The sequence below is a fragment of the Paenibacillus sp. P4_A9 genome, assembly GCF_056402415.1.
The window spans coordinates 14,079-28,864 of sequence record NZ_JBFUHL010000035.1 but is presented as its reverse complement, the minus strand read 5'-3'; the positions used below and the strand labels follow the sequence as shown (position 1 = coordinate 28,864).

At 42.7% G+C, this 14,786-nt stretch carries 11 protein-coding genes; all 11 read left to right on the top strand.

Going from position 1 to position 14,786, the window contains the following annotated elements; translation table 11 throughout:
* Positions 1-1,224 (top strand): Ger(x)C family spore germination protein, encoded by a 1,224-nt coding sequence (locus AC1DVJ_RS20245; protein ID WP_477593029.1) that lies wholly within the window; start codon positions 1-3, stop codon positions 1,222-1,224.
* A gap of 266 nt (positions 1,225-1,490) precedes the next feature.
* The gene (locus AC1DVJ_RS20240; RefSeq protein WP_477593028.1) at positions 1,491-2,186 is read left to right on the top strand and encodes a histidine phosphatase family protein; all 696 of its coding nucleotides are present in this window, start codon (positions 1,491-1,493) and stop codon (positions 2,184-2,186) included.
* A gap of 374 nt (positions 2,187-2,560) precedes the next feature.
* A complete protein-coding gene (locus AC1DVJ_RS20235) occupies positions 2,561-2,764 on the top strand; it encodes a beta-xylosidase family glycoside hydrolase (RefSeq protein ID WP_477593027.1) in 204 nt (67 codons plus the stop codon).
* 291 nt (positions 2,765-3,055) lie between these two features.
* On the top strand, positions 3,056-5,356 hold the full coding sequence (locus AC1DVJ_RS20230; RefSeq protein ID WP_477593026.1) for a helix-turn-helix domain-containing protein: 2,301 nt from the start codon (positions 3,056-3,058) through the stop codon (positions 5,354-5,356).
* 101 nt (positions 5,357-5,457) lie between these two features.
* Positions 5,458-6,957, top strand: coding sequence for an ABC transporter substrate-binding protein (locus AC1DVJ_RS20225; RefSeq protein WP_477593025.1), 1,500 nt, complete (start codon positions 5,458-5,460; stop codon positions 6,955-6,957).
* A gap of 195 nt (positions 6,958-7,152) precedes the next feature.
* Positions 7,153-8,067: an ABC transporter permease gene (locus AC1DVJ_RS20220; RefSeq protein ID WP_477593024.1), complete on the top strand. Its 915-nt coding sequence runs from the start codon at positions 7,153-7,155 to the stop codon at positions 8,065-8,067.
* Positions 8,068-8,080: 13 nt separating this feature from the next.
* On the top strand, positions 8,081-8,971 hold the full coding sequence (locus AC1DVJ_RS20215) for a carbohydrate ABC transporter permease (RefSeq protein WP_477593023.1): 891 nt from the start codon (positions 8,081-8,083) through the stop codon (positions 8,969-8,971).
* A 91-nt stretch (positions 8,972-9,062) separates the two neighbouring features.
* A complete protein-coding gene (locus AC1DVJ_RS20210) occupies positions 9,063-10,580 on the top strand; it encodes an ABC transporter substrate-binding protein (RefSeq protein WP_477593022.1) in 1,518 nt (505 codons plus the stop codon).
* 126 nt (positions 10,581-10,706) lie between these two features.
* Positions 10,707-12,563, top strand: coding sequence for a heparinase II/III domain-containing protein (locus AC1DVJ_RS20205; protein ID WP_477593021.1), 1,857 nt, complete (start codon positions 10,707-10,709; stop codon positions 12,561-12,563).
* A 157-nt stretch (positions 12,564-12,720) separates the two neighbouring features.
* Positions 12,721-13,818, top strand: a complete 1,098-nt coding sequence (locus AC1DVJ_RS20200) for an enolase C-terminal domain-like protein (protein WP_477593020.1) — start codon at positions 12,721-12,723, stop codon at positions 13,816-13,818.
* 42 nt (positions 13,819-13,860) lie between these two features.
* Complete coding sequence (locus tag AC1DVJ_RS20195; protein WP_477593019.1) at positions 13,861-14,763, top strand: aldo/keto reductase; 903 nt, start codon at positions 13,861-13,863, stop codon at positions 14,761-14,763.
* Positions 14,764-14,786: the final 23 nt, after the last annotated feature.

Sequence of the window (14,786 nt, the reverse complement as noted above, 5' to 3'; positions counted from 1 at the left end):
TTGAAATTCGTTCTTAGTCAATTATGCGTATTGCGATTAATCTTGTGCATGATGGTCTCTTGTCTTCTGTTAACGGGCTGCTGGGATAGTAGGGAGTTAGATCGGTTATCTTTTACGGCGGCAACGGCGATAGATTATAAAGACGACATGTGGAATGTCACCTATCAAGTGGTCAATCCAGTGGCAATTTCTAAATCTGCGCCAGGCGGGGAGGGGAAGTTGCCGATTAACGTCTTTACGACGCAAGGTAAAACGATTCGCGAAGCAGTTTGGCAAAGCCGGCTTGGAAGTACAAGGCAGTTGTACTTTTCGCATACGCGGACAATTGTTGTCAGTGAAGCGGCAGCAAAGCAGGGTCTATCGCAGCTCATTGATGTTTACTTCCGAAATCTTGATTCTCGTGAGACGGTAAGTGTGCTTATTGCCGCTGGGGAAGCCAAGAGGATATTGTATCAGTTAATGCAGCTTGAGATATTACCAGGCGAAGCCATCGAAGACATGATTTCAGGTGAAGAAAAGGAAATGTCTGTTCTCCCTAATATCAACATGTACAAGCTTGGGTTATCGCTGCTGGGGACCGCCAAAAGCGCAATTCTGCCAGAGATCCTCATCTCCGAATCGCCACCCGTGACAAATCGGGACGACTTGAGCAAGTCAAAGCTCAGCTCTAGGCTTAAACTCAGAAGATTAGCCGTACTGAGTCAAGACAAGCTTGTAGGTTGGTTACCCAACAACAAAGCGTTAGGAGTAAGCTTCATACGCAACGAGGTGCATAAAACGACAATCCCCTTTTCCTGCACAGAGACATCGCGTGAGAAGGACTCGACATTTCGGATGACTCGCAGTCAAACTCATCTAACTCCGCACAAGGCAGGAGGCCATTACGTGATAGATATCGAGGTAAAAGGGAAAGGAGTGCTTCTGGAGACAAATTGCCAGGTCGACTTTAATACGATGGACATAGAGCACGAGATGGAGAAGCAGCTGGAGAACGAAGTCTCGGAAACAATCAAGGAATCATGGCAAGCTGTCAAGGAGCTTAAGACGGATGTGATAGGCTTCGCCGATCTCATCCATCGAAAGTACCCGAAAGAATGGAAACAGCTTAGCCCTAATTGGCAGAAGGAATTCAGCCAAATCGAAATTAACCCTAAGGTGGACATCATACTCAAGCTGCCTGGGCTGACCACGAAGTCCTTCAAGACGCAATTAGAGCAAGATTAGGAATAATTTGTAATGATTAACACTGATTATTCCGTGGATTTCAAGAAACATTGCCTCTATAAAAGGCAGTGTTTTTTGAAATGTCTTGGGCCACGGGAATGAGATCGGAAAATTCCACTGGTGTTTCCTGCATGTCCTAATTCGTCTCCTAATATATCGAATAGACTACGAAATACCAAAAATAGACTACTTCGTGATATTTCCTGTTTAGCTAAAGTGCGATATGATTTACTTAATTATGTCATTTCGTTACGAGGAGAAAATCAATGAAAATTTATTTAATTCGTCATGCTGAGCCCGATTATCCCAATAATACGATTACGGCGGCTGGGCATTTGGAAGCTCAGGCACTTGCAGATTTTTTACAGCATGCGGGCATCGATCGCATCTACTCTTCGCCGATTAACCGTGCTGTCCATACCATGCAATATACGGCTGATTTGCTTGGCATTGAGCCTGTCATCGAGACATGGACCAGCGAATTGAGCTGGCAGGCTCCTGACGAACAAGGAGATCTTAAAGCGGCGTGGAACATCCCCGGCGAAAAGGTGCGTGCCAGCCAGCCCTATCCCGATCACGGATTTTGGCCAGGGCAAGCGCCATACAAGGATTATGTTAATCTTTACAATACAATTAAAACGGATTCCGACGATTTTATACAGCGGCATGGCTATACAAGGGAAGATGGACGCTACCGGATCGACGCATCGAGTAAGGAGACGATCGCCGTATTTTGTCACATGGGCTTCGGACTTACATGGTTGTCACATTTGTTAGAGCTTCCATTTCCGCTTGTCTGGTCCAGTTTCTGGCTCGCGCCAAGCTCAATTACGACCATTCTATTCGAGGAAAGAAGTAAGCAGTGGGCCGTTCCACGTTGCATTGGCCTTGGCCAAGTTACGCATCTTCATAAGGCTGATCTGCGCGTATCGACGTCGGGTTTGATGGCTAACGACTGCTAGACAATCTGGAGGCACTAGGAGAGAATTTTTTTGGAAATCAAAGGAGATAAGCACATGAAAGTTGCTTATCTCCTTTGTTCATTTTTCGTGTATTTCTCCCGTACCATCGTAGATTCATGAATTAAAAAATTGGAGATTAAAKATGAAAAATGAATACCTTCAATAAATGAAAGAATTTTAAGACTCGTATGAACGGTGATTTAACGAAATTGAAAATTGCATGCTTATTAAATTATTGCAGATTTACAGCCTATGGTGCTTTAAGTAAAGTAGGATCAGTAGCCTGGACTCGGGCCCGTAATCAGCCACATCTACCTTTGAATGGTTTCCAGGCGCGACCAATGAGAGACAATTGGCGGGATTGATTTATATCTATGATACGGATGATCTTTGTTATTTACGAGTTACGTGCAATTATCAATGTAAAAGAGTTTTGGATGTACTCACGCTTGAACACGTATTGCGTACAAGGCGCTTATACTGGAACAATGGTGGGTATGTGTTGTAACGATATGCTGTATAGAAAAACATATGCAGACTTCGAATATTTTACTTATACGGATGGAGAGCAACTATGACCATTTACAGTTTCGAAAGCGGTATCCCTGCTATTTTTCATGTGACTCGTGTTCCCGTCTGTCGATCAGCGTAAAAACCCCATCATGCTGTCTGTAATCGCAAGTATTTTTGGAGGAGTTCTGTTTGGACTATTAGGTATTGCCTGGGGAATCGATAATTTATCTTTTTCTAAAATGAATTGAAATAATCGCTCCTTCCAAGTATAGTCTTAAAGAAGGGTCTGTCTTGGCGTGGTTATAGCCATATACGAACTTGTAGATTTTGATCCATGCTAATCAGGAGGGCACACATTGAATATACTACGCATGTATAAATCAAGAAAATATTTGATTCAGCTACTCCTATCAATTACCGCGCTGATGGTCGTGTTTTTATCGGTAAGCACAACTCTCATCTATTACAATTCGGATAAAACGATGCTTCAAATGCAGCAGCAAGCAGATTTAAAGGTATTGACGCAAATCAAATATAATATTGACTATATGAATGAAACAGTTAAAAATTTAGCCGTCTCAACGTACTTTGACCCGGACGTTATCTATTTGTCGAATATCGCTGTTATGGACAAGGGTGAGCTGGCTGATAAACTGAACAGACTTTGGAAAACGGTTTCAAATTCATCGTTTCTGCAAAGTATAACGATCTATAACGCCAAAACCGGGTGTTACTATTCCACCGTGAGCAGTCTGAATTGTCAAGATGATGGTATGAATGGCTTGATCGATACCTATGTACATTCACAGACAATCATTCCAAAGCTTACTTTTATTCCGATTGCTAAAGATAAAGCTGCAACACCAATTTTCGCCATGTTTCTTTATGACAGTATGTCAGGGAGTAAGCTAATTTTGACGGTTAATCAGTCTTGGCTGTTTGATAATATTGATAGTATCAACAAACTTTCGGTTGAGCAGCGAGGTGCTATCTTTATTACGGATATGGAGGGAATACCGTTGATGACACAGCCAACGGGTATTCATACTTCCTCTGCAGCCTTCGAGCAGGTGATTCGGGAAAAAGTTAAAACTGGCGTTACACAAGACTATTCTGTGCAAGGAATAGGAGCTGATAAATCTATTCTAAGCTTCATTTCRTCAAGCAAAAACAACTGGATCATTGCAAGCGTTCAGCCATATAGCGTCGTTCTTGGAAAGTTGAGCAATATGCGTACGATTTCTCTGGCGATTATCGTCGGATTCTTAATCTTATCCATCTTATTTTCATTAATCGTCGCTTATCGGTTGTATCGTCCGATTGGAAATCTGCTGACGCAAATTTCTGATAACCGACGTAACCCAACAGAAACCCGAACCGATTTGGATGAATTGAAATTCATTTCGAACGAGTTTCAAGATGCCATGCACAAACTAGTGAAGTTCGAAAACGAAGAGAATACCAACAAAGATGCGCTTAAAACCTTCGCTTTACGGAGATTAATATCAGATGCGAGCTTGCCCACTTTGGAGGAATTGAAGCAGGTGGAATGGGACATTGATTTGCAGCAACAGCTCCGAGCTTGCGTGCTCCTTATCGATGATTTTCACGAATTCGATTGGAAGAGCGATTCCGAAAAGAGGCTCTATAAATTTGCAATTTCCAATATTACCAAGGAGCTTGTTTCCAAGAGCTTCAGATGTGAAGTAGTATCCATGCGAAATGACCATTTTGTATTACTCATCGGTACACAACAACATCAATACGAAGGACAAGTAGATTTACAGAAGTTGCTCAGTGATCTTCAGGAAACCCTTTTTCAGTATTACCGGATTTCCCTTACGATTTCTATTGGAGATCAGGTGGATCAATACCAGCAGATTTCACAGCAATATGGTCAAGTTTTGGAAAACTCATCGTATCGTTTGATTTTCGGAAAGAGCAGTATCATTACGCCAGAACTGGTACATAATAATGGGGAAAATATTAATTTTCAATTTTCAAGTGAAGCAGAGAAGAAAATTACGGAAGCCATTATGTCTGGACAAGAAAAGGATTACAAGGAACAATTGGAACTATTATTCTTACAATTTAGAGGCATGCATTATAACAATGTCATGTATTCAATCTTACATCTACTTGCTCTCGTCGCTAACGCGGTGAGGGAAATGAATAGTCGAACCGTCAGACAAGTGAATTTGGACTTTAAAAGGCAATTTCAGCAAGTACTGAAGCTAGAGACGCTAGAACCAACTTTTGCAGTTTTTCAAGAGATCTTTCAAGAAATTCAGAATCAGCGTTTACAGGATGTTAAGGAACAGTCGAATCAAATATTGATCGATACCATTAAAGAAATGATTGAAGAACAGTATGAGGATTTGAATTTAAGCCTTCAAAGCCTCGCTTCTGCAATGAAGTTATCCTCCGCTCATGTAAGCAAACAATTTAAAATTTATGAATCCCTTTCCATTAGCGAATACATCAATGATGTTCGTTTGCGGAAGGCACTCATTCTGCTTGAGACCAAAGATTACAGCATTACTCGCATCATGGAAATGGTCGGTTATAATAATGAAAGTTATTTCTTTAAGCTCTTTAAGAAGAAATTTGGTACAACACCCAAAGAGTATCGTTTCAAAAGAGCAGTTCAAGAATAAGCTTTCGGGGTACGAAAGTACCTTGAAAGCTTTTTTATTCGCTTATTAATATGAAATACAGTGTTTTTGTTATAAGGGACTTCTATGTGGGGGGAATTGTATTGAAAAAGGAAATGGTTAAAGTACTTGCTGGCGTTATGAGTATCGCTATGGTTTTGACGGCATGTAGCGCAAATAAGAGTACAGGAACTACAACAACGAGTCCTACGGCCGCAGCAAAGGCAGGATTGGCTCCTGTCGAGCTAACTTGGGATTTTCCGTTAAACGCTATTCCACAGGATTTGCAAACGATACAAGATGCCGTTAACAAAATAACAAAGGCGAAAATTAATGCCACGGTCAAGTTAGTGCCGCAGACATTCGCAGACTACAATCAAAAGATGAATACGGTAGTAGCCTCCGGTGAAAATTGGGACATTGCTTGGACCTCCAATTGGAATTGGGATTATGTGCAAAATCAATCCAAAGGAGCATTGCTTACTTTGGATGACCTAATCACTAAATATGCCCCTGCCCTTCCCAAGTCAATGCCGCAATTTGTCTGGGATGCAACCAAAATTCAAGGTAAAATTTATGGCGTTCCGAACTATCAAACAGTTACGAACAAAGAAGGATTTGTTATCCAAAAGAGGTATGCAGATAAGTACAACTTGGACGTCTCTTCTATCAGAAAACTTGAAGACATTGAACCATTTCTTCAGAAAATTAAGGCTGGCGAGTCCAAAGAAGTTGTGCCATTCCTTAATGATCGTTATGGAAGATTTGGAAACATGATGCATACTTACGGGTTAGAAGGAATTACCAGTATTGGCGGAATCGATCTTAAGAAACCCAACAAAGTGGTTAATGTTTTTGATACGCCACAGTTTAAGCAGTACCTGGATTTAATGAGAAGCTGGTATTCTAAAGGCTTAATCAATGAGAATGCAGCTACGCTCAAAAACAGAGCAGACATAATTAAAACGGGCAATGCTGTTGTCCAATATCACAATGTTCTCAAACCAGGGGGAGAAATAGCGGAAAAAGTGGCAAACGGAGGGTTAGATATCATTTATGTACCTCTAACAGAGACCTTCGCCACATCAGGTTCCATCATCACTACGATGCAGTCAATCAATAAGAATTCGAAGAATGCGGATCGTGCTATGATGTTTATCAGTCTGTTGAATACAGACAAAGAGCTTTATAACACATTAAGTTATGGTGTGGAAGGCAAGCACTATTCGAAGGTGTCCGATAACGTAATAAGAATAAACAAAGATGCTGGTTATATTCCTAATACTAGCTGGGTATTTGGTAACACGTTTAATGCTTTGCTGGTGGAGGGTACGGAAGCCAATGTTGTGGATCAAACGAAGAAAGAAAACGAAACAGCCAAGCCATCTCCGATTATGGGCTATAAATTCGACAACACCCCGGTAACAGCAGAAATTGCAAATATTGCTTCTGTACTCGACCAATACCTACCGACTTTGGTGACAGGTACGATCGATGCAAACGAAAAACTAAAAGTGTTTCAAGATAAGTTAAAACAGGCTGGTAGCGAAAAAGTAATTGCCGAAATGCAGAAGCAACTGGACGATTGGAAAAAAGCGAAGTAAGTCATTGTAAGCTTTTTGGGCACGATAGTGCCTGGAAAGCTTTTTTTTATTCTTAAATAGTTGAAAATACAGTGATTACGGGATATTGCAGGAGAAAAGTGGAGTGTTTTTCATTTATTACAGTAGTTATTTGTGCTGTTTTCCCCTAATAATAAGGGCATACAACGACGGTTTACACCGCAGGGAGGGAAGCAAATGCTACAACGGGAGTGGAAGCACTTCAAACGTAATCGGGAATTGTTCGTCATGTCATTGCCAGCGATCCTGTATAAATTAATTTTCAATTATTTGCCCTTGATCGGTCTTGTCCTTGCATTTAAACAATACCGATACGATCTGGGGATTTGGGGAAGCCAATGGATCGGATTTAAAAATTTTGAATTTTTTTTCAAATCAGACAAAGCTTTCACGGTAACACGCAACACGATTCTATATAATCTTTCTTTTATTATCTTGACCTTAGTGATTGCGCTAACATTAGCCATTCTGCTGAATGAGATTTCTCGAAGATGGATTAAAGTGCATCAGACGATCTTGTTTTTACCTTATTTCTTATCATGGGTTGTTGTCGGATATGTCGTATTCGGGTTCTTGGATCATAAAAATGGGTTCATGAACGTCATGCTGCAAGCGTTCGGCGAACAGCCGATCAAATGGTATGAACAAGCAAAGTATTGGCCGTTTATTATCGTACTTACACACATATGGAAAGGGGTAGGCTTTTCAACGCTTATCTATTACGCAGGTATTCTTTCCATTGATACGAGCTACTATGAAGCCGCCAAGATTGATGGCGCTTCCAAATTGCAAATGATCCGAAGGATTACAATTCCGCTCCTTACACCGCTTATCGTAATCTTATTAATTGTCGCAATCGGCAGTATATTCCGCGCGGATTTCGGATTGTTCTACTTTATTCCGAATGATACTAGTTTCTTGTATAACGCTACTGATGTTATCGATACGTATGTATACAGATCGCTGCGAGTGGTAGGAGATATCGGGATGTCGACCGCGATCGGACTCTACCAGGCTGTCGTTGGATTTGTTCTGGTGTTGGTGTCCAACTGGATCGTCAAAAAAATTAACGAAGATAATGCGCTTTGGTAAGGAGGATGTATTCATGCAAACTGTAAGTAACAGAATGAACTGGTCTGGCAACATCATTAACCTATTCTTCTGCATACTGTCACTGGCGCTGTTAGTGCCTCTTGTTCTAGTTATATCCATTTCGTTGACGGATGAAAAATCGTTATTGCAACATGGCTATCATCTGATTCCTTTGCAATTCAGCACGAAAGCTTACGATATCATTTTGGATGCTCCCAAGGCTCTGTTCCGTGCATACGGGGTTACCATATTCGTAACACTCGTAGGGACATTTATCGGCTTACTCTTTACGAGTTTGACGGCTTATACGATCTCAAGACGCGATTATCGTTACCGCAAAATGATGACGCTGTACGTTTTCTTTACAAGCTTGTTCAGTGGAGGACTTGTTCCGTTTTACATTCTGGTATCGCAGTATTTGCACTTGAAGGATACGATTTGGGCGCTTATCGTTCCGTATTTGCTTAGTCCTTTCTTTATTCTCATCATGAAGGGTTTTATGGATAAACTTCCATTTGAAATCATCGAGTCGACGAAAATTGACGGTGCGAATGAGTGGCGCATATTTTTCACGATGGTTATTCCATTATCAGTGCCTGCGCTTGTCACAATCGGGCTGTTCATTTCATTCCAATATTGGAATGATTGGTGGCTAGGGTTATTGTTTATCGATAATCAGAAGCTAATACCGCTTCAACTGTTGCTTTATCGCATCATGAGCACCATTGAATTTTTATCGAACAACATCGCGACGGTGAATGTCGATTTTAGTCTCGCTGACTTCCCAAGCTTATCGGCTAGAATGGCTATGGCTGTACTTGCAGCCGGACCGATGATGTTTATTTTCCCGATGTTTCAAAGGTTTTTCATCAGCGGTCTTACCGTTGGCTCCATCAAAGGTTAAGTGGACTTTCGTTATCGAACTGCAGTTAATCATGCAGCTGCAGTTGATATATATGCAATCTAAAAAATCAAAATTCGCAGGGGGAAATTCTATGAAAAAACAAATGTTTAAAGTTGTAACAGGTGCAGTGAGTATCGCTGTCTTATTGTCGGCGTGCGGAAGTAAATCAGAGAGCACTTCAACAGCTAGTCCAGCGGCAAGTGCAGCTGCTACTGCTGCTGCTAAGGTTGAGCAACTGGCGCCAGTAGAATTGATCTGGAACTTCCCGCTAAGTGCAATTCCGGCAGATATGGCAACCGTACAAGATGCTGTTAATAAAATCACAAAAGCTAAAATCAACGCGACAGTTAAATTGCAACCGCAAATATTCGCTGACTACACACAAAAGATGAACACGACTGTTGCAGCCGGCGAAAACTTCGACATTTTATGGACGTCTAACTGGAATTTTGACTATGTAACCAACCAGTCGAAGGGGGCTTTCATTCCACTGGACGATCTGATCACGAAGTATGCGCCAACAGTGACGAAGTCCATGCCGGATTTCGTATGGAATGCTACTAAAATTGGTGGCAAAATTTATGGTGTTCCGAACTATCAAACTGTTACAAATAAAGAAGGCTTCTTAATCCAAAAGAAATATGCGGACAAATACAATTTGGACGTTAAGTCCATCAAAAAGCTTGAAGATCTAGAACCATTCTTGGCCAAAGTAAAAGCCGGCGAATCCAAAGATGTCGTTCCGTTCTTGGTAGATCGCGCCGGAAGATTCGGAAATATGTACCGCATGAACGGACTGGAATTAATCACAAGCATTGCTGGAATCGATCTTACAAATCCGGACAAAGTCATCAATGTTTACGAGACTCCGCAGTTTGCTAAATATTTGGATTTGATGAAGAGTTGGCATGACAAAGGCTTAATCAACGATAATGCCGCTACATTGAAAAACAAAGCGGACATTGAGAAAACAGGCAACGCGGTTGTTCAAGTCCATAACGTATTGAAGCCAGGCGTTGAAGATGCGTACAAGATTGCTAATGGCGGTAACGATGTGATTGCTATTCCAGTTACTGAAGCATGGGCAGGTACAGGCTCCATCATTACAACGATGTCAGCAATCAGCAAAACCTCCAAAAACCCTGATCGCGCGATGATGCTCATTAACTTGCTGAACACAGACAAAGAGCTGTATAACACAATCAGCTTTGGTGTTGAAGGCAAGCATTACACGAAAGTTTCCGATAACGTAGTCAAAATTAACAAGGATGCTGGTTACGTGCCTAACGCAAGCTGGGTATTCGGTAACACATTCAATGCGTTCCTACCTGAAGGTCAAGATCCAAATGTTGTAGCTAATACGAAAAAAGAAAACGAAACGGCCAAACCGTCTCCGCTTATGGGCTTTAAGTTTGTAACGGCGCCAGTTGCCGCAGAAATTGCTAACATTGTGACAGTTATTGATCAATATAACCCAGGTCTTGCAACTGGTACAGTACCTGCAAGCGAAAAACTAAAAGAATTCCAAGACAAGTTGAAGCAAGCTGGCGCTGATAAAGTCATTGCAGAAGCTCAGAAGCAACTTGACGAGTGGAAGAAAACGAAGTAATTCATTCTACATGCGTACAGCGACTTAATAAGTGGCTGTGCGCATGTTTCATCTATAAGGTTGAAAACAGATCATGGTTATTCAGAACAATATAATTTGCATACCAAAAAGCAAAGGGATGATTGCATGCTAAGCACATTAACGCTCCGTGAATTGAAGAATGCTCTGGAGCAAACGCAGCCTGATTCGCGCAAGATGTTTCCTGAAGCTGCATCCGCTGAACGGTGGATGCAAATTAGAAAGGATATACGCTATTCGTCGTTCTGGGAAGGGCTTGAGGAACAGGCAGTACGCATTCAGGAAAATCCAGCCTATCTACCTCAATTTTCCGATTATATCGTATTCGGTGAGACCGGAGACAACATTAACTTTGAGAATATACGTAACCAGCTGTATGCGGGGCTGCACACTTTCAGCTTGCTTGCCATGACGGACGACCGTCCAGAATGGAAGAAGGGGCTTGAAAATGCGATATGGGCCGTGTGCAATGAATATTCCTGGGTACCTCCTGTACATGCTGGGCTGTATGTGAATACATATCCGAAAGGAATTTGGGATCAGCCGGTTCCGCCTCGTGAAACGGTTGATCTGCAGGCATCTGCAATCGGATTTGCACTGGCTGAAATCATCTACCATCTAGGTCACCGATTGCATCCTTGGGTAGTCTTCCGCGCCAAGGAGGAGATCGAGCGCCGCATCTTTCAGGTTTACTTCTATGATCCTGTTCCGCAAAACTGGGAGTTGAAAATGAATAACTGGCCGGCAGTTTGCTCAAGCGGCATCGGCGCTGCAGCGATTTATTTAACGCAGGACAGCGAACGGCTGGCGGGCATGCTTTGGCGGGTTATTGGCGCTTTGCGCCAATACTTGTCGGGCTTTGACGCGGATGGAGCGACCCCAGAGGGTCCGGTATACTGGCAGTTTGGTTTTTCGCACCTTGTATACTTTTCCGAATTGCTGAAGGAGCGCACTGGCGGACGCATCAACCTCCTTGCTGAACCGAAAATAGAGAAAATTGCGAAATTCCCACATTACTGTATGTTATCGAACAGCAAGGTGGTCAATTTCTCGGACGCTGCGGAAGAAATTCGTTTCCAAACCGGGCTTTTCCACCGTTTGCGTCACACGTTTCCTTCCCTATCATTACCGCCCGGAGCGTTCCAAGCCAACCAATTTCGGGTCTATTGGGTCGATGCGTCCAGACTAATGCTTTGGTCATCGGATCAACCGGCTGCTGACGCAACTCATGCTTCCGATGGGCAAGACAGGGTGGAAGAGAGGATTTTCACTGGAAATCAGTGGCTGATCTCGAAGGTTCGACAGACGGATGGGAGTTTAGCCGCATTCGCAGCGAAGGGCGGGTATAACGAAGAACCGCACAACCATAACGATTTGGGGCATTTCATTTTGCATGCTGGCGGTATGAATGTGCTCGCTGATATTGGAATTGGTGTGTATACAAGGCAGTATTTTCAGTCAGAACATCGGTATGAAATGATTCAACCAGGTTCTCATGGACATTCTGTGCCGACTATTAACGGTTGCAGGCAGGGCTTTGGCCAAAMGTACAGGGCAGAGATCGTAAATCAAGACATAACCGAAGACGAGCTGCTGTTTGAGCTGGATCTAACGAAAGCTTACGAGTGTCCCTCGTTACAACGATTTACGCGCCAGTTCCTGTGGCGACGCCCGATGAACGAAAACTCGCAGCTTATTCTGACAGATCAAGTGGCGATGAATGAACCGACTTCCTCTTTCCAAGAAGTATTCATTTGCGGTGTCGAGCCGCAGCAGAAGGGACCGGGCCAAATTTCGATTGGTGCAGTATTGATGACGTTTGAAGCAAGCGAGTGGCAGGTTGAAGTGGAAGAACAATTGACAGTTGCGCATCCTGCCACAGAAAGAATGTTTTATCGTCTGCTGCTAACCCGTAAAGAAATGAGTGAAACAATCGAATGTAAATTCTGTTTTGAGATCACATAAAGCTCTGCCGACGAGTTGGCGGTCAGGTACGAAAGTTGACATGTGTACTTGGGAAAAGTAGAGTGTTTTTCATTTATTACAGTAGTTATTAGAACAGGTTTAACCTGATAATGAAATTATCGAAAAGACAACTCTTATAATTCGAGGAGAAATTACAATGAAAATCATCGATGTTAAAGTGTACTTGTGTAAACACGAGAAGGATAGTCGGAGATTCAAGTGGAGAGAAGGACTTAAGGGACCTGAAGTATATGGCAATACAAGCAATGCCGTCCTCCGGATTATTACGGATGAAGGTATTGAGGGCTACGCAACATTTGCCAATGCAGATTATTTGGCTTATATAGCAAAAAAGTACTTTAAAGAACTCTTAATTGGTGCGGATCCTCTTCAAAAAGAACTAATTTATCACAAAATTTGGGAGATTGATCGCATGGATCATTTTCCGCTGCAATTTTATGGTGTTGTTGACGTAGCGTTATGGGATATTGCTTCCAAAAAAGCGCAAATCCCGCTCTATCAAATGCTCGGCGGTTTCCGCGAAAAAGTGTTGGCTTACGCAAGTACCGCCACTTACAATACGATGGAAGAATTTATGGATATTGCTGATCAGTGTTTAGCAAGAGGATATAAAGGCATTAAGCTGCATGCATGGGGAGATGCCCGTAAAGATGCTGAGCTCTGTCAGGCGTTAAGAGCGAAGGTGGGTAAAGATATATATCTGATGTACGATGGTTCAGCAGGCTTTGATTTCCACGATGCTTTTTACCTGGGCAAAGCGCTGGAAGAAGCGGATTATTACTGGTACGAAGAGCCCATGCGTGAACATAGCATTTACGCATATCGCAAGCTTGCGGACAAGTTACGAGTACCTTTGCTAGTAGCAGAGACCTCACAAGGCAGCTTCTATAATTCTGCCGATTTCGTTCATTTTGGCAAAGGTGATATGGTCCGTATTAGTTCAAGTCACAAAGGCGGAATAACAGGAGCGATGAAGATTGCGCATATGGCAGAGTCGTTCAATCTTAGAGCTGAAGTACATGGTCCCGGTGACATTCACATGCATTTGATTGCTGCGTTCCGCAATACGTCGTTCTACGAAGCTTTCTTGTGGGATAATCCAATTAATGAAGTTTCAGAAGTGGATTCGGATGGATTTGTTCATGTTTCGAAGAAACCTGGCATTTCCCATGATATTGACATTGAGAAGATTGAAAAAGAGGCGTATGAGTCGTTTTCTTTATTGGATTTCTAAGACAGCCGGATACGATTCTAGCAAAAAGGAGCATCAGAAATAATGGAATACGCCATTTTAGGTAAAACAGGCTATAGGGTATCGCGGATAGGACTAGGCGGTGCTCCACTTGGAGGAGATTTCGGAGAGACAACTGATGAAGACGTGACTCGTGTGATTGATGGAGCTTTAGATGTAGGTATCAACTTTATCGATACGGCTCCATTATATGGCAGAGGTGAGAGTGAGCGAAGAATTGGGCAGGCGTTAAAGGGCAAACGAGACCAAGTGATTCTGGCAACAAAGGCAGTTATGCGCGGGGACCCGTACTCCTATGAAAATACGATGAAGTCAGTGGAAGAGAGCTTGAAAAGACTTCAAACGGATTATATTGATCTCATTCAGTTGCATGAGTTAGAATTTACGACGTATGAACAGGCTGTGAATGAGGTACTGCCTGCCTTTCACAAGTTAAAGGAACAGGGTAAGATTAGAGCCATAGGGGTAAATGCGAGTGCACTCGAGCTGCTAATGCCTTTTCTTAAAGAAGACTTGGTAGATACGATTCAGACATTCGCTAAATATACATTGGTTGATTATACAGCCAAGGATGAGTTGCTGCCGCTCGCCAAGGAAAAGAACATCGGTGTTATTCACGGCAGCCCTTTGGCCATGGGGATACTCGCGGATAAGCCTGCCCCCTTCCTGCTGAACCGAGCAGTGGTGCTGGAAGAAGCGGAGAGAAGAATGGAAAAGCTGCAGTTTTTGCGTAAAAGTGATCCGAAAGGGTTGGTTGAACCATCACTTCGTTTCAGCTTGACTTGTCCTGACATTGCAGTTACGTTAATGGGAACGACCTCCATTCGTTCTTTGCAATTGAATGCGAGTTATTGTGATGGGGTAGGACTCCCACGCCAGGAGTTGGAGCGGCTCTATGCTTTGTTCCCTGGGCAACGATTGTTCTAATTTGAAAATATACACATAGCCCG